The sequence below is a fragment of the Agreia sp. PsM10 genome (assembly GCF_030433855.1).
Taxonomy (GTDB): domain Bacteria; phylum Actinomycetota; class Actinomycetes; order Actinomycetales; family Microbacteriaceae; genus Agreia.
In genome coordinates, this window is the sequence record NZ_JARUXC010000002.1 from 145,131 (window position 1) to 163,116 (window position 17,986).

A 17,986-nucleotide genomic window follows, 5' to 3' on the forward strand; every position below is an offset into this window, starting at 1 on the left:
CGTGCGTGAACACCTTCCCAAGCTGGGCGCACTCCCGGGCGCGTCTCACCGTGGGCGAATAAGGTGAGAACGGCCCAAGCAACGAAACGTAAAAGGACTGAAGTGTCGAGAAGCATCTATGTCGCATCAGCCGAGGGACACTCCGGCAAATCCACGATCGCGTTGGGTGTGCTCGATACCCTCTGCCACTCGCTGCAGAGGGTCGGCGTCTTCCGGCCCATTGCCCGCTCGGTCGCCGAGCGCGACTACGTGCTCGAGATGCTGCTCGCGCACGACGGGGTCGAGCTGAGCTACGAGCAGACCATCGGCGTCACGTACGACGACGTGCACAACGATCCGGATGCCGCCCTGTCGGTCATCGTCGAGCGCTACAAGGCGGTCGAGCGAGAGTGCGACGCGGTGGTCATCCTCGGCTCGGACTACACCGATGTCGGCAGCCCTTCCGAGCTGTCGTTCAACGCCCGCGTCGCGGCCAACCTGGGCGCGCCCGTGCTGCTGGTGCTCGGTGGGCGCAAGGGTCAGGGCTCGTCCGAGACGCTCGGCTACTCCGAGTCCCGCACGCCCGACGACATGCGCCAGCTCACCGAGCTGGCCCAGGTCGAGCTCAAGCTGGCGCACGCCACCCTGCTCGGCATCGTGTCGAACCGCGCCGATCCCGAGCGGCTCGACGAGATCCGGGATGCGATCGGTTCCGCCATCGACGCGCCCGCATCCGTTCCCATCTGGGCCATCCCCGAGGACCGCGTTCTGGTCGCTCCCACCATGCAGCACCTCGTCGAGGCCACCAACGGTTCGCTGCTCTCGGGCGATGCGAGCCTGCTCAATCGCGAGGCGCTGGGCGTGGTCGTCGCCGGCATGTCGATGGTCAATGTGCTTCCCCGGCTCACCGAGAGCGCCGTCGTGGTGATCCCCGCCGACCGCTCCGAGGTGCTCCTCGCGGTTCTCATGGCCAACGCCTCGGGGACCTTCCCGTCGCTGTCGGGCATCATCCTCAACGGAGGCTTCGATCTGCCCGAACCGATCACCCGCCTGATCTCGGGTCTCGATTCGACCCTGCCGATCGTCACGACCGACCTCGGAACCTACGACACGGCGCTGCGCATCACGTCGACCCGTGGGCGTCTCGCCGCCGACTCGCAGCGCAAGTACGACAGCGCACTGGCCCTGTTCGAGCAGCACGTCGACGGAGCGAAACTGCTCGAACTGCTCGACGTGAGCTCATCGACCGTCGTCACGCCGCTCATGTTCGAGTACGGCCTCATCGACCAGGCCCGCCACGTGCGCCGGCACATCGTGCTCCCCGAAGGCGACGATGACCGCGTGCTGAGGGCCGCGAGCACCGTGCTGGCCCGCGGCATCGCCGAACTCACGATCGTGGGGGAGGAGGACGAGGTGCGCACCAGGGCGGCCGGTCTCGGACTCGACCTCGAGGGCGCGCACATCGTGAGCGTGTTCGACGAGAAGTACCGCCAGCCGTTCGCCGAGGAGTACGCCCGACTGCGAGCGCACAAGGGCGTCACCGTCGAGCAGGCACGCGACACCATCACCGACGTCTCGTACTTCGGAACGATGATGGTGAAGCTGGGTCTCGCCGACGGAATGGTCTCGGGTGCCGCGCACACCACCGCGCACACCATCCGCCCGGCGTTCGAGGTGATCAAGACCCAGCCCGGCGTATCCGTCGTCTCGAGCGTGTTCCTCATGGCGCTCGCCGACCGCGTTCTGGTCTACGGCGATTGCGCCGTCATCCCCGACCCCACCGCCGAGCAGCTCGCCGACATCGCCATCTCGTCGAGCGCCACGGCCACGCAGTTCGGAGTCGACCCGCGCATCGCGATGCTCTCGTACTCGACGGGGACATCGGGCTCGGGCGCCGAGGTCGAGAAGGTGCGCGCCGCCACCGGCCTCGTGCGCGAGCGGCGCCCCGACCTGCTGGTCGAGGGGCCGATCCAGTACGACGCCGCAGCGGATGCCGCGGTGGCGGCCACGAAGATGCCCGACAGCGAGGTGGCCGGTCGCGCCACGGTGTTCATCTTTCCCGACCTCAACACGGGCAACAACACCTACAAGGCGGTGCAGCGCAGCGCGGGCGCCGTGGCGATCGGGCCGGTGCTCCAGGGCCTCAACAAGCCGATCAACGACCTGTCGCGCGGCGCGCTCGTCGCCGACATCGTGAACACCATCGCCATCACGGCGATCCAGGCGGCGGCTCAGCCCGTCGAAACCGTCGCAGCAGAAGGAGTGTCCGCGTGAGCGCGATCCTCGTGGTGAACTCCGGTTCGTCGTCGTTCAAGTACCAGCTCATCGAGATGACGACCGAAGAGGTGCTCGCCTCCGGCCTCGTCGAGCGCATCGGTGACCAGACCGGGCACTCCAAGCACACGACCCCCGACGGCTCGAGCGAGCTCGACCTGCCGATCCGAGACCACTCGCAGGGGTTCCAGGTGATGCTCGACGCGTTCCGGGCGAACGGACCGTCGCTCGACGAGCATCCGCCCGTGGCCGTGGGCCATCGCGTCGTGCACGGCGGAAAGCGCTTCTTCGAGGCGACGATCGTGACCGATCTCGTGAAGATCAACATAGAAGACCTGGCCGACCTCGCGCCGCTGCACAACCCGGCGAACCTGCAGGGCATCACGGCGGCGCAAAAGGCGTTCCCGGACGTGCCGCACGTGGCGGTGTTCGACACGGCGTTCCACTCGACGCTGTCGCCGGCCGCCTACACCTACGCCATCGACAAGACGCTCGCCGACCAGCACCGCATTCGTCGCTACGGGTTCCACGGAACGTCGCACAAGTTCGTGTCGGAGGCCGCGGCGGAGTTCCTCGGGCGGTCGCTGGAGGACACGAAGACGATCGTGCTGCACCTCGGCAACGGGGCGTCGGCCTGCGCCGTCTCCGACGGCAGGTCGGTCGAGACGTCGATGGGAATGACGCCCCTCGAGGGACTGGTCATGGGCACGAGGTCGGGCGACCTCGACCCCGCTGTGCTCTTCCACCTGCACCGCAAGACGGGCCAGACGTTCGACGACCTCGACACGCTGCTCAACCGCGGCAGCGGCATCCTGGGTCTCTCGGGCCACGGCGACATGCGCGACATGATCGCCGCCGCGCGTTCGGGCGACGTCGATTCGCAGGCGGCTCTCGACGTCTACCTGCACCGGCTGAAGCAGTACGTGGGCGCCTATGCGGCGCACCTCGGCCGTCTCGACGCGATCGTCTTCACCGCGGGAGTGGGGGAGAACACCCCGCTCGTCCGGGCGGGAGCGCTGGAGGGCCTCGGCATCCTGGGCGTCGAGATCGATGAGGAGCGCAATGAGTCGCCCGAGCGCGGTGCACGGCTCATCTCGACGGATGCGTCACGGGTCGCCGTGCTGGTCATTCCCACGAACGAAGAACTGGAGATCGCGCGGCAGACCCTCGCCGTGATCTGAGTTGTACGCCATAGGCGGCCTCCTCGTCGCTATACGACCTGGTGGCCGCTCAGACCGTACAAGTCGACCTCAGGCCTGCTCGGCGATGGCGTGCCGCCCAGCGGTGTTCCCGCCTGGACACGTATCCGCGTACGACCTCGTCGATGCTCGCCCAGTCGAACATCACTTGACGATAGGTGACTCGGATCACGATGTATCCGAGGCGATGAAGCTCGAGGTCGCGGCGGCAGTCCTCGTCATGAGCCTTGGCCGAGCTGTGCCAGGTGATGCCGTCGCACTCGATCACGAGTCGATCGCCGATCAGCAGGTCGACCGTTCCCACCCCTCTGATGAAGACCTGCGAGCGGCACCGGATGCCTCGCCGCCGAAAGCCCAGGCGGGCCTTCGACTCGAGGCCCGACTGCGCGGCGGAGTCCACCAGCTCCAGATAAGTTCGGTACTCGGCCGACAACGGCAGAGCCGACAGGCGGTCCATCGTCGTAAGGCCGAGGTTCAGCGCTGAGTCGATGGAGGCGATCACGTCGTCGCGAGCCTGACATGAGAAGACGCTCAGGAGCGCCTCGTCGATGCTGTCGACGATCCGAGCGGCATCATGCGAGCCCCGAGCCGGGTGGAGTCGGATGCCCCATCGCTCAGGTCTTGTGAGGGGAGTGCCATTAGGCGCACGGAGTCTCGTGAGGCGCCGGGTGTGGCTGAGATGGGTCAGGCGGTCGTCGACACACCAGACGCCGTGAAGCCGAAGCAGGCTCACGCAACTCAGCCGCCCGCCGACTTTGACGGCGTTCACCAGCGCCTGAGGAGCGGTGTCGAGGGCGAACCACCCCTGACGAATCCGCACGATGTCGCCGCGGGCCACCGCGAGACGCGTCATCGCGAGGCTGACTCCGTCGGCCTGAAGGGTGGAAGAGTGGGCAAGTCCGCCATGCGCGGAGAGAACGTCGATGATGTGTGTCATCTGCACGAGTTTCGACCTGAATGGGTGCCCCTGGCCGGTTCAGGCGGTCTTCTGTGGACGAGCGCGGTAAAACTTGTACAGCTGAGGAGTGGTGCTCGTCGCTATAGGACGAGGTGGCCCTCGTAGGTGGACAAGTTCGCACGCTCAGTCGGCGATCAGGCGCTTTCCGTAGCTCACCGCGGCGTCCTCGGTGTAGCCGAGGTGCTCGTAGAAGGCGCGCACCGAGGCGTTGTCGCTGCGGATCTGCAGGTTGAGCTTCGGGCAGCCGAGCTCGATGAGCAGCCGCTCCGCCTCCTCCATCATGCGGCGGCCGTAGTCGAGGCCCCGGGATCCGGGTGAGACGGCCAGGTAGTTGACCCACCCGCGGTGTCCGTCGTACCCCACCATCGCGGCCGCCACGACCACGCCGTCCGACTCTCCCACGAGGAACAGCTCCGGCTGCACGGTGAGCTTGCGCTCGATGTCCTTGCGCGGATCGTTCCACGGGCGCACGAGCCCTGCGGAGGTCCACAGCTCGATCACGGCATCGGTGTCTTCGGGAGTGAAAGGGCGTATCTGCATCCCTCCATCCTCTTACAGTGTTCCGTCCACAGGCTCCGGATGCGGCGGGCGGGGTGTCGGTGGCGACCGTTACGATTGCTGCATGGTCACCGCCCTCTATCGCCGCTATCGACCTGAGGCGTTCGCCGAGATGATCGGCCAGTCGCAGGTGACCGATCCGCTGATGACCGCGCTCCGCACGAACCGGGTCAACCACGCCTATCTCTTCTCCGGTCCCCGCGGCTGCGGCAAGACCACGTCGGCGCGCATCCTCGCCCGCTGCCTCAACTGCGCAGAGGGTCCCACAGACACCCCGTGCGGCGTGTGCCCCAGCTGCGTCGAGTTGGGTCGCGACGGCGGCGGCTCGCTCGATGTCGTCGAGATCGACGCCGCGAGCCACAACGGCGTCGACGACGCGCGAGACATCCGCGAACGTGCCGTCTTCGCTCCCGCACGCGACCGCTTCAAGATCTTCATCCTCGATGAGGCGCACATGGTCACCCCGCAGGGCTTCAATGCCCTGCTCAAGATCGTCGAAGAGCCGCCCGAGCACGTGAAGTTCATCTTCGCCACGACCGAGCCCGACAAGGTCATCGGCACCATCCGCTCGCGCACGCATCACTACCCCTTCCGACTCGTCCCGCCGGCGCAGCTGCTCGAATACGTTCAGCAGCTCTGCGACAGCGAGGGCATGAAGGTGGCCCCGGGCGTCCTTCCGCTCGTGGTGCGCGCCGGCGGAGGGTCTCCCCGCGACACCCTCTCGCTCCTCGACCAGCTCATGGCCGGCTCCGAGAGCAGCACGATCGAATACGAGCGTGCCGTCGCCCTGCTCGGCTACACCCACTCGGCCCTCCTGGGCGAGGTCATCGACGCCATCGGCGTGCGCGACGCGGCAGCCGCATTCGGCGCGGTCGACCGCGTCATCCAGACCGGCCAAGACCCGCGCCGCTTCGTCGAAGACCTGCTCGAGCGCCTTCGCGACATCATCATCGTCAGCGCCACCACCAGCATCGAGGCGGCCGGCGCCGTCCTGCGCGGAGTGCCCACCGACGAGTTGCAGGCCATGCACCACCAGGCGCAGCAGTTCGGCCACGCCGAGCTCTCGCGCACGGCCGACATCGTCAACGCGGCGCTCACCGAGATGACGGGCGCCACGAGCCCCCGCCTGCACCTCGAGCTCATGGTGGCCCGGGTGCTCGTGCCCGCCAGCGACGACACCGAGCGCGGCTCGCTCGCCCGCATCGAACGCCTCGAGCGTCGTGTCGGAGTCGAGACGACTGATGCGCCGCGGGCCGCGGCGCCGGTTCAGCGCGCCGCCCCCGCCGTGGTCGCTGCCCCCGAACCGACAGCCGTATCCGCACCCGCGACGGTTCCTTCACTCGCACCCGAACCCGCCGTCGAGCGTGCGGCCACGGCGCCGTCCGCGTCCGAGGCGGCACCCGCGCGGGCGGCTGATCCTGCCGTCGCCTCCCCGCAGCAGCCCGAATCGCAGCAGGCCGAACCGCAGAAGACCGAACCTCAGCAGGTCGAGCCGCAGCAGCAGGCCGAGCCCGCCGCCCCGGTGCAACCTGTCGCCCCCGCTGGGCCGGTCACGCTGCAGCAGGTGCGAGACACGTGGCCGGAGATCCTCGAGGCAGTTCAGAAGGCCAAGCGCAGCGCCTGGCTCGTCGTCTACACGGCGACCGTTCGCGCCTTCGAGAACGACGTCCTCACGCTGGCGTTCCCCAGTGAGAACGACGTCGCCCAGTTCAAGCAGCAGCAGGCTCCCGGCCAGGGCGTCAGCGAGATCCTCCGGCAGGCGATCCTCGACCTGCTCGGCGTGCGGGTCAAGTACATCGCCCGCGTCGAGCATCCGGGTGCTTCGGCGGCGCCCGCGGCCACCGCCACCCGGGCGCCCGAGCCGACCCCGACCCCGGCGCCCGCATCCGCACCGTCGGCGGCAGCACCGGCCTCCGGCCGGGCCGAAGCGGGTCGCGACCAGCAGAAGCCGACAGCGGTCACCAGCTCCTGGGCCGTCGTCGCCATTCCGCAGTCCGATCCCACGCCCGATGCAGCGGTCGAGCCGGTGCCCGAAGAAGATCGTGAACCCGAGCCCGACTTCCGTGCGCCCGAGCCGGCATCCGCGCCCGTCGCGTCGTCTGCGCCCGTTCAGGCCCCCGTGCCCACGCTCGCCAAGGCTCGACCCGAGACCCCGGCCCCGCGAGCCGCTCCTGTCGCCACCACCGATTCCGGTCGTCAGCGTTACGGCGAGGCCGTCGTCCGCGAGATCCTGGGCGCAAATTTCATCGAGGAGCAGCCCGTGGCTCCCCGCAACACGCAGAGAAGCGACGGCTAAGTGTACGAAGGCATCGTCCAGGAGCTCATCGACGAACTGGGACGACTCCCGGGCATCGGCCCGAAGTCGGCACAGCGCATCGCGTTCCACATCCTCCAGACAGAATCGTTCGACGTCACCCGGCTGGCCGAGGTGCTCATCGAGGTGCGCGACAAGGTGCACTTCTGCTCCATCTGCGGCAACGTGTCCGAACAGGAGACGTGCTCCATCTGCCGCGACCCGCGCCGGCAGCAGACGGTCATCTGCGTCGTCGAAGAGGCCAAAGACGTGGTCGCCATCGAACGCACTCGCGAGTTCCGCGGCCTGTACCACGTGCTGGGCGGTGCGATCAGTCCGATCGACGGCATCGGCCCCGACAACCTGCGCATCCGCGAGCTCATGCAGAGACTGGCCGACGTGAACATCACCGAGGTGATCATCGCCACCGACCCCAACCTCGAAGGCGAGGCCACGGCCACCTACCTGTCCCGCCTGCTCAACACCCTGCAGATCCGGGTCACCCGCCTCGCCTCCGGGCTTCCGGTCGGAGGCGACCTCGAGTACGCCGACGAGGTCACCCTCGGTCGTGCCTTCGAGGGGCGTCGGCTCGTCGAGAGCTGATCGTGCACATCGCGGTCGGTGCCAGTACGGCCGGTGCTCATACGGCCGGTGCAGGCGACGATGCCGTGATCCTGACCGAGCTCGACGACGCGGGCAGGCTGCTCGGCCAGCCGGAGACGGTCGCGCGCGATCGGTTCCCGCACGAGGTAGCACGTCGGGAGCGGCTGTCGCCGCGCTGGGTCTGGGACGACACCCGTCGCTGGTACCCGCAACTGCTGGCGCACGACGTGGTGGTCGAACGCTGCGTCGACCTGCGTCTGTGCCACGCGATCCTGCGAGCCTCGTCGGCGACGGCCTCGTCGGAGCTGGCCCTCGCTCCCGTCTCCCCCTGGGACGCCCCGGCCACCTGGGCAGAGCAAGGCCAGCCGGACACGCTCTTCGAGCTCGGGGTGCAGCGTGGTCGCGACGACGAGGCCGGCCTCGACCCCGTCGAGGAGTTCCGGCTGCAGCGGGCGGCCGTCGCCGGAGCCCCCGATCCGAACCGCCTGTCGCTGCTCCTCGCGGCAGAGTCGGCCGGCAGCCTCATCGCGATCGAGATGCAGCACGCCGGCCTGCCCTGGAATGCGGCCCGTCACAACGAGCTCCTGGTCGACCTGCTCGGAGAACGACCCCAGCCGGGCCAGCGGCCCGCGCGCATGCACGAACTGCTCGTCGAGATCCGCGCCGCGATCGACGATCCGACCGCGAATCCCGACTCGCCCGTCGAACTGGTCAAGTCGCTGCGTCGCGCCGGCATCGATGTCTCGAGCACGAACCGCTGGGAGCTCGCCCGCCACGAGCATCCGGTCATCGAACCGCTGCTCGCCTACAAGAAGCTGTCTCGCCTGCTCACCGCCAACGGCTGGAACTGGATCGACAGCTGGGTCGAAGGCGGTCGGTTCCGCCCCGTCTACGTGCCCGGCGGAGTCGTCACCGGCCGGTGGGCCGCCGACGGCGGGGGAGCGCTGCAGCTGCCGCACCAGGTTCGCGGCGCCGTCATCGCGGATCCGGGCTGGATGTTCGTGGTCGCCGATGCCGCGCAGCTCGAGCCGCGCATCCTCACGGCCATGTCGGGCGATCGAGCCATGGCCGCGGCCGGGCGCGACCGTGATCTCTACGACGGCATCGTCGCATCCGGTGCCGTCGATACACGCGCACACGCCAAGGTCGGAATGCTCGGCGCGATGTACGGCGGAACCACGGGCGAGAGCGGTCGTATGCTTCCGCGGCTGGCGCGGGCCTATCCGGATGCCATCCGGTTCGTCGAAGAGGCCGCGCGCCTTGGAGAGAGCGGCGCCGTCGTGTCGACCCACCTGGGCCGCAGCTCGCCTCTCCCGTCGGCGCAGTGGCGCGAGGCTCAGGACGACGCCCAGCAGGAGGGCGCGAGCGAGGCCGTGCAGACCCGGGCCAAGACCGCGCGCCGCAGCTGGGGACGATTCACCCGCAACTTCGTGGTCCAGGGAACGGCGGCCGAGTGGGCCCTGTCGTGGATGGCGGGGCTCCGGCGACGGCTCGTTCTCCTCGGCCCCGGGCTCCCGCTGCGTGACAGGCCCCACCTCGTCTTCTTCCTGCATGACGAGATCGTGGTGCACACCCCCGCCGCGCTCGCCGACACCGTGGCGGCCGAGGTGCGCGCGGCCGCGGAAGACGCGGGCAGGCTGCTGTTCGGCGCCGTGCCCGTGCAGTTCCCGGTGACCGTCGCCGTGGTCGACAGCTACGACAAGGCCAAGGCGTGACCCCGCGCGCCCGCTAAGATTGCACGCTGGGCCCATCCTCGTCATATCAGGAGTGTTTACGTGAGCTTGATCGTGCAGAAGTACGGCGGATCATCGGTTTCCGACGCCGAGAGCATCAAGCGTGTCGCCAAGCGCATCGTCGAGACGCGCAAAGCGGGCAATGACGTCGTCGTCGCCGTCTCGGCCATGGGCGACACCACCGACGAACTGCTCGACCTGGCCCACGCGGTCACGCCGATGCCGGCGCCGCGCGAGCTCGACATGCTGCTGAGCGCGGGGGAGCGCATCTCCATGGCGCTGCTGGCCATGGCCATCAAGAGCCTGGGTCACGAGGCCCGCTCGTTCACCGGCAGCCAGGCCGGCATGATCACGGATGCCCGGCACGGCTCGGCGCGCATCGTCGACGTCACCCCGGTGCGGCTCCGCGAGGCGCTCGACGAGGGCGCGATCGCGATCGTCGCGGGCTTCCAGGGGTTCAACCGCGACACCAAAGACATCACGACCCTCGGCCGAGGCGGCTCCGACACGACGGCCGTGGCGCTCGCCGCAGCCCTCGACGCCGATGTCTGCGAGATCTACACCGACGTCGACGGCATCTTCACCGCCGACCCCCGCGTGGTTCCGAGGGCCAGGAAGATCGACCGCATCACGAGTGAAGAGATGCTCGAGCTGGCGGCCAACGGCGCGAAGGTGCTCTACATCCGTGCCGTGGAGTACGCCCGTCGCCACGGAGTCACCCTGCACGTGCGCTCCTCGTTCAACAACAACGAGGGCACCATCGTCTACAACCCATCGGAGAACCCCGCGGAGGGTCTCCCCACAGAGAGCGAGAACGCCGTGGAAGAGCCACTCATCGCCGGAGTCGCGACAGACCTGGGCGAAGCGAAGATCACCGTCGTCGGAGTCCCCGACATCCCGGGCAAGGCGGCGCAGATCTTCAACCTGGTCGCCAAGACGGGCGCCAACATCGACATGATCGTGCAGAACGTGTCGGCGGCCTCCACGGGGCTCACCGACATCTCCTTCACGCTGCCGAAGACCGAGGGCCAGACGGTGCTCACCGCCCTGCGCGCCGACCAGTCCGACGTGGGCTTCGCGTCGCTGCAGTACGACGACCAGATCGGCAAGCTCGCTCTCGTCGGCGCTGGCATGCGCACCAACGCGGGTGTCTCGGCCCGACTCTTCACCGCCCTCTACGAGGCCGGCATCAACATCGAGATGATCTCCACGAGCGAGATCCGCATCTCGGTCGTGACCCGGGCCGACACCATCAACGACGCCCTGCGCGTCGTGCACACGGCCTTCGGCCTAGACGGCGACACCGAGGCCGTAGTCCACGGAGGAACCGGCCGCTGAGTGTCGGCCGCACCCGCGAGTGTTGCCCGAGGCGACGGATGTTGTCGGTCGCCCGGCAACATCCGTCGCGCTCGGCAACATTCGCCTCGGTCCGGACTCAGGCATCGGACACTCCTCACCGTCCCCCGACTCCGCCGAGTTGTGCACCGACGGGTCTGATCGCAGGCCCTGCTGCCGCTGCTCCCGTCATTCTGGAGCGCATGACAGCTTCGCCGACCCGGACTCCCCGCGCGCGTGATCTCCTCCTCGCCCGCGATCTCGATCCCGATGCGCTTCGCCAGCTCCAGCGCTCCTCGGGCACCGACACGCGCCGAGTCCGCCGAGGGGTCTATGTGGCCTCGGGCTCCTGGGCCGGTTTCGACACGTACGGCCGCCACCTCGCGAACGTGCTGGCCGTCGACTCGACCCACCGGCATCCGGTTTTCGGTCATGCCTCGGCGGCTGCCATCTGGGGCCTTCCGCTCGCCGACCGCCCGTGGCCCGCAGAGGTGCACGTGGTCGCCGACGCGACCTCGCATTCGCGCAGCAAGAACGGCGTGGTTGTTCATCGTCAGGCGATGCACGACGGTGATGTGACCGAGCGCAACGGGGTGCTCGTCACGAGCCTCGAGCGCACGGCGATCGATCTGGCGCGAACCATGCCTTTTCCTGTCGCCGTCGCGGCGATCGACTTCACGCTGCATAAGAGACGTGCCGGCCGTCATGTTCTGACGCGAGAGAAACTCCTCGACGGTCTTCTCCGTTCGCCCCGCACGAACGGCCGCGCTCGGGCCGGGCGGGCCATCGAGGCGGCCCGGGTCGGTGCCGACAATGCCGGAGAAACGCTGAGCAGGCTCGCGATCATCGCGCTCGGATTTCCGGAGCCTCTCCTTCAGGTCCAGCACGTGAATCCGAGGGGAGGCTTCTACTACACCGATCACGAGTGGCCGGAGCACAACGCGATCGCAGAGTTCGACGGATTCGGCAAATACCTGAAGCAGGCAATGAGGCTCGGGGAGAACGCCGGAGACGTCATATACGAAGAGAAGATCCGGGAGGACCACCTCCGGGACGAGGACAACGGAGTCACCCGCTGGGGCCCGCCCGAACTTCGCAACCCGCCAGAGATCGCCCGGCGTCTCCTGCGAATCGGTGTCCCCAGAATCACAGGGCGGTGAGTGTTGCCCGGGGCGACGGATGTTGCCGGTCGCCCAGTAACATCCGTCGTGTTCGGCAACACCCGCGGCGAGCACGGGCGGCTTGGTAAAGTAGGAGTTTGCGGCAGATGGCCGCGCCCATCACCTGAGGAACATACCGTGGCTGCACAGGCATTGAACGTTGGCGTTGTCGGAGCGACCGGACAGGTCGGCACAGTCATGCGCCGCCTGCTCGAGGAACGCGACTTCCCGATTTCGAGCATCCGATTCTTCGCCACAGCCCGTTCCGCCGGAACGACTCTCGAGTTCCGGGGAGAGCAGGTCGTGGTCGAGGACATCGAGACCGCCGACCCGTCAGGCCTCGACATCGCGCTCTTCTCGGCGGGAGCCACGGGCTCGCGCGCCCAGGCCCCGCGCTTCGCGGCCGCCGGCGTGCTCGTCATCGACAACTCGAGCGCCTGGCGCATGGACCCCGACGTTCCTCTCGTGGTGAGCGAGGTGAACCCCCACGCGATCGCCGACGCGCGCAAGGGCATCATCGCCAACCCCAACTGCACCACGATGGCCGCGATGCCCGTGCTCAAGGTGCTGCACGAGGAGGCCGGCCTGACCAGGCTCATCGTCTCGACCTACCAGGCGGTGTCGGGCAGCGGCCTCAAGGGAGCCGAAGAACTCGCCGGCCAGGCGCGCGCGGCCGTCGCCGACCCCGATCTGCTGCAGCTCGTGCACCGCGGAGACGCGGTCTCGATGCCCGAGCCCCAGACCTACGTGCGGCCCATCGCCTTCGACGTGATCCCGCTCGCGGGTTCGATCGTCGACGACGGTTCGAACGAGACCGACGAAGAGAAGAAGCTGCGCAACGAGAGCCGCAAGATCCTCGAGCTGCCCGAGCTCCTCGTCAGCGGCACCTGCGTACGTGTTCCGGTCTTCACGGGGCACTCCCTGTCGATCAACGCCGAATTCGCCGAGCCGCTGAGCCCCGAGCGCGCCACCGAGCTGCTGTCGAAGGCACCGGGGGTCGAACTGTCGGAGGTGCCCACGCCCCTCCAGGCCGCGGGCAACGACCCGAGCTACGTCGGCCGCATCCGCGCCGACGAAGGAGCGCCTGCCGGCCGCGGGCTCGCACTGTTCATCAGCAACGACAACCTGCGCAAGGGTGCCGCGCTGAACGCCGTGCAGATCGCGGAGTACATCGCGGCCCAGCGTTCGGTCTCCGTCGCCGTCTAGGCCGTCTGCGTCGCCGTCTCGCGCGCATCCACTCGACGGTGGATGCGCGCGGAGACAGGCCTTGACACAATGGCCTCATGAGCATTCCGGACTATTCGGGCAATCCCAGCTATCGCCTCAGCACGGCCGAACGTGATCGTGCGGTCACCGAGCTCCGTCAGCACGTGGCGGAGGGGCGCCTCTCGGAGGCCGAGTTCGCCGAGCGCAGCAAGGCCGCGCGCAACGCGGTGACGAGGGGCGATCTCGCCCCCCTGTTCGACGACCTTCCCGCCACGACCTTTCCCGCGTCGGTGAGCGACGCCGTGCGGCCTGCGTCGACCGGCTTCGCCGACCCCGCGCCGACGACGTTCGCCGACCCCGCGCCCAGCGATGCCATGCCCGCGTACGGCGCCCCCGACATCCAGAGCGTGGCCCGGCCGGCCGGCTCGCCCGTGGTTCAGCCCACGACCCCGAGTGCGACCGAGGGATGGAAGGACCCGCAGCCGGCCGAGGTGAGCCGAGTCGGGGCGACCGTCATGGCCATCGTGCCGTTCGTGTCGCTCGCCCTCTTCTTCGTGACCGGCAGCGCCCTCAGCTGGAGCTACAGCTGGCTCTGGTTCGCTCTCATCCCGGTCGCCGGCATCATCATCTACGGGCCGAACGGCAAGCCCGACCGCAAGCGCCGGCGCTAGCCGACGTCACCGGTGCCCACGGTGGGGATGCCGAGGATCGTGCGTACCTCGTTGTCGGTGAGGGGCCGCCACGGCGACGCGTCCTGGTCGCTGCCGGCGGCCTGGGGGCTGTCGCCCTGGGTCCACCACTTGGCCTCGTAGGCCGCATCGTCGAACATCACGAAGTCGCCCTTCGTGTAGATGCTCGTTCCCTGCCATTCCGGGTACGTTCCCGCGGGGAGAACGGGCACCGGCACGGGCGTCTCGCCCGGCAGCACCGGGCCCACGAGCTCCCAGGGCGTCTCCGACGCCTGCAGCACGGGGTTGTCGGGAATGTCGCCCTGCGTCCAGTACTTGGCGATGTACACCTGGCGGTGCCAGACCACCTTCGTGTCCTTCTGGTACGCGGAGTCGGCATCCCAGATCTGGTACGGGCTCGTGGTGGGATCGTCGGTGAGGTCTTCCTTCGACGTCGGCACCGACGTGGTCACGGCGCCGGCCGCCGACTCGGGCGAGCCGGTCAGCGTGTCGCCGAGGAGGGAGGCGAACGTCAGGTCGCCCTGGTCGACGCCGCTGCATGAATCGCTGACGCGCGTGACGTCCGGGTAGTTCGATCCGCAGGTGGTGTCGCGGTTGAGCGACCACATCGACATGCGGCCGACCCCGTTCTTCACAGCGAAGGCATTGAGCGCCTTGGCGTCGTCGAGGGTGAAGATCTCGCCGGCCACGTCGTTCTGGCCGATCATCGGCGTGAGGCCGATCTTGTTCCACAGCTCGACCGGGCCGAGCGAGATGTCCTGTCGGTCGTACAGGGTGCGCAGCTGGCTGTGCACCGAGTTCGCGGCGTCGATCGAGGCGTCGAGCATCGACTGCCCCGTCTCGCGGCTGTCGCCGTAGTCCATGGTCATCAGGTTGACGCCCGCGAGATCGACGCCGGCGGACAGCATGCGGGTGACCTCGTCGGTGCCGTCGGTGGTGAGTCCCGACGGGGCGACCGGGAGCGTGAGCCAGACGGCCAGGGGCGAGTCGGTGCCGGCGCGCTCCTGCTGGATGCTCGCGATCGCCGCCGCGCGCCGGTCGCCCGAGGCGGTGTCGGTGAGGTTCGCGCCCTCGATGTCGAGGTCGATGGTGCTGAGCGAGTAGCGGTCGATGACCGACTCGTAGGCCTTCTTGAGCTCGTCCGGGTCGGTGCAGCCGGTCGACAGCTCGTCGTTGAGGAGTCCGCCGAACGACACGATGACATCGCCGCCCTGCTGGTCGCGTCGGGCGATGCGCCGGTCGAGGTCGAGGGCCTGGTCGGCCTCGTCCATCGAGTAGTACGTGCCCCACGACGGGCTGCAGGGGTCGGTCTTGGATGCGACGACGAACGACAGCACGACGTTGTCGCCGGCCGAGTCGGTCGGGTTCTCGAAGGCGAAACTCGGCGTGGCCGTGACGTCGACATAACCGGCCATCCAGGCCTTGGCGGTCACCGAGTTCGCGTCCTGGAACCACTTCCACCCTTGGAAGCCGGAGAAGACGAGACCTGCGATGAGGATGAAGACACCGGACAGCCGCAGTACGGACAGACGGCGGCCTGGAAAGCGTGTGGACAAGAGTTCCCCTAAAAATTGATCAGTACTCACTTTCGCACAAAAACGTGAGACACTGTCAACTTTGTAGGACATTCAGAACTTCCCGGGGAGATGTGCCATGGCGGACGGAACAAAGGGCCGGCGACGGCAGTGGGGGTCGGAGAGGCGCAGCGAACCGCTGTCGATCGTCCACCCGAAGCCGAGCGCTCGCAAGGTCACCCTCGGGCGCCTCGCCATCGTGGCCACGATCGGATTCTGGCTGATCTACGTCATCACCACGGTGCTCCGCGAGCTCGTCAACAATCCGGGTGCCGGCTTCCGCTTCACGGTCGAAGCGGTCAGCTACCTGATCGTCGTCACGATCCTCACGTTCTCCGCGCTGATGTATCTGCTCGCCAGGCAGGGAGCCCTCTACCGGTTCCGCAGTCACGTGCGGGTTCCACGCGGAGAGCTCGACCGTCACTTCGCCGAGTACTCCGACGGCATCACGGTTCTGGTTCCCAGTTACGCGGAGGAGACCCTCGTGGTGCGGGCCACCCTGTGGTCGGCCGCCCTGCAGGAGTTCCCCGACCTGCGCATCGTGCTCCTCCTCGACGACCCGCCCTTCCCCAGCGATCCCGAGAAGGCCGAGACGCTCGAGGCGACCCGCGCGCTCGCCGCCCAGATCGAGGGCGCTCTGAGAGTTCCGGGCGAGCGATTCCGCCGCTCGGTCGCGTCGATGACGGCGCGTTTCGCCACCGACGACACGGTGCTGCGCGACGACGTCGAGGCGCTGGTCGACGACTACGTGGCGGCGGCGGAATGGCTCGAGGCCATGGCCGATACCGAACAGGTCGGCGATCACGTCGACGAGTTCTTCGTCGACCAGGTCGTCATGGGACTGGCTCGCGAGCTCCGGCTGACCATCGTGGCCCTGGGCGGCGCACTCGACCAGGACTCGTACCCGGATGCGGACCGCCTCATCACGCTTGCTCTGCGGCTCTCCCGCATCTTCACCGCGAAGCTCGACTACTTCGAGCGCAAGAAGTTCGCGTCGCTCTCGCACGAGGCCAACAAGGCGATGAACCTCAACTCCTACATCGGCCTCATGGGCGGCGCGTGGGCGGCGGAGGAGACCGCGGACGGCGTCGTTCTCCGGCCGGCCGACGACGAGGCCTCGGCCGATCTGGTCATCCCCGAGACGACGTATCTGCTGACCCTCGACGCCGACTCGCTGCTGCTGCGCGACTACTGCGTTCGACTCGTCTATCTGCTCGAGCAGCCCGAGAACGCACGCGTGGCCGTGACCCAGACGCCCTACTCCGCGTTCCGTGGCGCCCCGACGCGCATCGAGCGCGTCGCCGGCGCGACCACGGACCTGCAGCACATCCTGCATCAGGGCATGACCTACTACAACGCCACGTTCTGGGTGGGCGCGAACGCGGTCATCCGCAAGCGCGCCCTCGAGGACATCGTCGAGGTCGAGGTCGTCGCCGGCTTCGAGGTCAAGACGTACATCCAGGACCGCACGGTCATCGAGGACACCGAGTCGAGCATCGACCTCGGCACGCACGGCTGGACGCTGGTGAACTACCCCGAGCGCCTCAGCTACAGCGCCACCCCGCCCGACTTCGGCTCGCTCATCGTGCAGCGACGACGCTGGGCCAACGGCGGACTGCTCATTCTCCCGAAGTTCTGGGATCAGCTCAGGGAGCGCCGCTTCAATCGCGACCGCGTGCTGCTCAGTGAGGTCCTGCTGAGAACCAACTACATGGCCTCGATCGCCTGGGCGAGCTTCGGTCTGCTGTTCCTGCTGGCGTACCCCTACGACAGTCGGCTCCTCAGCCCCTTCGTCTTCCTCGCCGCCCTGCCGTACTTCATCGCCATGGGAAGCGACCTGCGCACCGCGGGACATCGCTTCAGCGACATCTTCCGCATCTACGGCTTCAACCTCGTGCTGCTGCCGGTCAACCTCGCGGGCGTCTTCAAGTCGTTCCAGCAGATGATCACGGGCGAGAAGATCCCGTTCGTACGTACGCCGAAGGTCAAGAACCGCACGGCCGCCCCCGCGCTCTACGTGCTCACGCCCTACCTCATCGTGCTGTTCTCCCTCTTCACGCTGTACCGCGACATCGTTCTGCAGAACTGGGGCAACGCCCTGTTCGCCGCTTTCAACGCCGTGATGGCCGCCGGCGCGATCCGCGCCTACATCGGCATCTGGAACTCCGTGGTCGATGTCTGGCTCGGATTCCTGAACTTCCTCTACGTCGACCGCAGGGCGAAGAAGCAGCCCGAGCGTTCGCTCGTCGACCCGGATGCTCCGGTCGACTGGCAGACGATCCTGTATCACGGCGACCGGCGACTGGGCCGCGATCTCCGGCAGTCGAAGGACCGTCGTCGTCGTATCGGGATTCGCAGCACCTCGCCCCGCAGTCGGGTGAATGCCGGAGGGGCAATCTCCGGGAACGACCGCTCCGAATAGACG

The 17,986-nt window shown here is 68.1% G+C and carries 13 protein-coding genes; 10 read left to right on the forward strand and 3 right to left on the reverse strand.

Annotation, left to right across the window (positions count from 1 at the left end; genetic code table 11):
• Positions 1-102: 102 nt before the first annotated feature.
• Complete coding sequence (gene pta, locus QCD70_RS02800) at positions 103-2,253, forward strand: phosphate acetyltransferase (protein ID WP_301213623.1); 2,151 nt, start codon at positions 103-105, stop codon at positions 2,251-2,253.
• Positions 2,250-3,434 carry an acetate/propionate family kinase gene (locus QCD70_RS02805; protein WP_301213624.1) on the forward strand — a complete coding sequence of 395 codons (1,185 nt, stop codon included), beginning with the start codon at positions 2,250-2,252 and terminating at the stop codon, positions 3,432-3,434. Before pta ends, QCD70_RS02805 begins: the two co-directional genes overlap by 4 nt.
• Before the next feature lie 49 nt (positions 3,435-3,483).
• Here the strand turns inward: QCD70_RS02805 and QCD70_RS02810 are convergent, their stop codons facing one another.
• Both QCD70_RS02810 and QCD70_RS02815 read right to left on the reverse strand, forming a co-directional pair.
• Positions 3,484-4,389 (reverse strand): endonuclease domain-containing protein, encoded by a 906-nt coding sequence (locus QCD70_RS02810; RefSeq protein ID WP_301213625.1) that lies wholly within the window; start codon positions 4,387-4,389, stop codon positions 3,484-3,486.
• A gap of 144 nt (positions 4,390-4,533) precedes the next feature.
• The gene (locus QCD70_RS02815) at positions 4,534-4,950 is read right to left on the reverse strand and encodes a GNAT family acetyltransferase (protein ID WP_301213626.1); all 417 of its coding nucleotides are present in this window, start codon (positions 4,948-4,950) and stop codon (positions 4,534-4,536) included.
• Positions 4,951-5,032: 82 nt separating this feature from the next.
• Between QCD70_RS02815 and QCD70_RS02820 the strand changes: the two genes are divergently transcribed.
• The 7 genes from QCD70_RS02820 (at position 5,033) to QCD70_RS02850 (ending at position 13,969) form a co-directional block, all read left to right on the forward strand.
• Positions 5,033-7,264: a DNA polymerase III subunit gamma and tau gene (locus tag QCD70_RS02820; protein WP_301213627.1), complete on the forward strand. Its 2,232-nt coding sequence runs from the start codon at positions 5,033-5,035 to the stop codon at positions 7,262-7,264.
• On the forward strand, positions 7,265-7,864 hold the full coding sequence (gene recR / locus QCD70_RS02825) for a recombination mediator RecR (protein WP_044441714.1): 600 nt from the start codon (positions 7,265-7,267) through the stop codon (positions 7,862-7,864).
• 2 nt (positions 7,865-7,866) lie between these two features.
• A complete protein-coding gene (locus QCD70_RS02830; protein WP_301213628.1) occupies positions 7,867-9,579 on the forward strand; it encodes a bifunctional 3'-5' exonuclease/DNA polymerase in 1,713 nt (570 codons plus the stop codon).
• 60 nt (positions 9,580-9,639) lie between these two features.
• Complete coding sequence (locus tag QCD70_RS02835; RefSeq protein ID WP_301213629.1) at positions 9,640-10,935, forward strand: aspartate kinase; 1,296 nt, start codon at positions 9,640-9,642, stop codon at positions 10,933-10,935.
• A gap of 200 nt (positions 10,936-11,135) precedes the next feature.
• Complete coding sequence (locus QCD70_RS02840; RefSeq protein ID WP_301213631.1) at positions 11,136-12,092, forward strand: type IV toxin-antitoxin system AbiEi family antitoxin domain-containing protein; 957 nt, start codon at positions 11,136-11,138, stop codon at positions 12,090-12,092.
• A 138-nt stretch (positions 12,093-12,230) separates the two neighbouring features.
• The gene (locus tag QCD70_RS02845) at positions 12,231-13,298 is read left to right on the forward strand and encodes an aspartate-semialdehyde dehydrogenase (RefSeq protein WP_301213632.1); all 1,068 of its coding nucleotides are present in this window, start codon (positions 12,231-12,233) and stop codon (positions 13,296-13,298) included.
• Positions 13,299-13,375: 77 nt separating this feature from the next.
• Positions 13,376-13,969 carry a DUF1707 SHOCT-like domain-containing protein gene (locus tag QCD70_RS02850; RefSeq protein ID WP_301213633.1) on the forward strand — a complete coding sequence of 198 codons (594 nt, stop codon included), beginning with the start codon at positions 13,376-13,378 and terminating at the stop codon, positions 13,967-13,969.
• On the opposite strand, the gene QCD70_RS02855 is transcribed toward QCD70_RS02850, so the two are convergent.
• The gene (locus QCD70_RS02855; protein WP_301213634.1) at positions 13,966-15,543 is read right to left on the reverse strand and encodes a chitinase; all 1,578 of its coding nucleotides are present in this window, start codon (positions 15,541-15,543) and stop codon (positions 13,966-13,968) included. The two genes, QCD70_RS02850 and QCD70_RS02855, sit on opposite strands and share 4 nt — an antisense overlap.
• Positions 15,544-15,640: 97 nt before the next feature.
• Here QCD70_RS02855 and QCD70_RS02860 point away from each other — a divergent pair, with 97 nt between their 5' ends.
• The gene (locus QCD70_RS02860; RefSeq protein ID WP_301213635.1) at positions 15,641-17,983 is read left to right on the forward strand and encodes a glycosyltransferase family 2 protein; all 2,343 of its coding nucleotides are present in this window, start codon (positions 15,641-15,643) and stop codon (positions 17,981-17,983) included.
• The last annotated feature ends 3 nt before the right edge of the window (positions 17,984-17,986 follow it).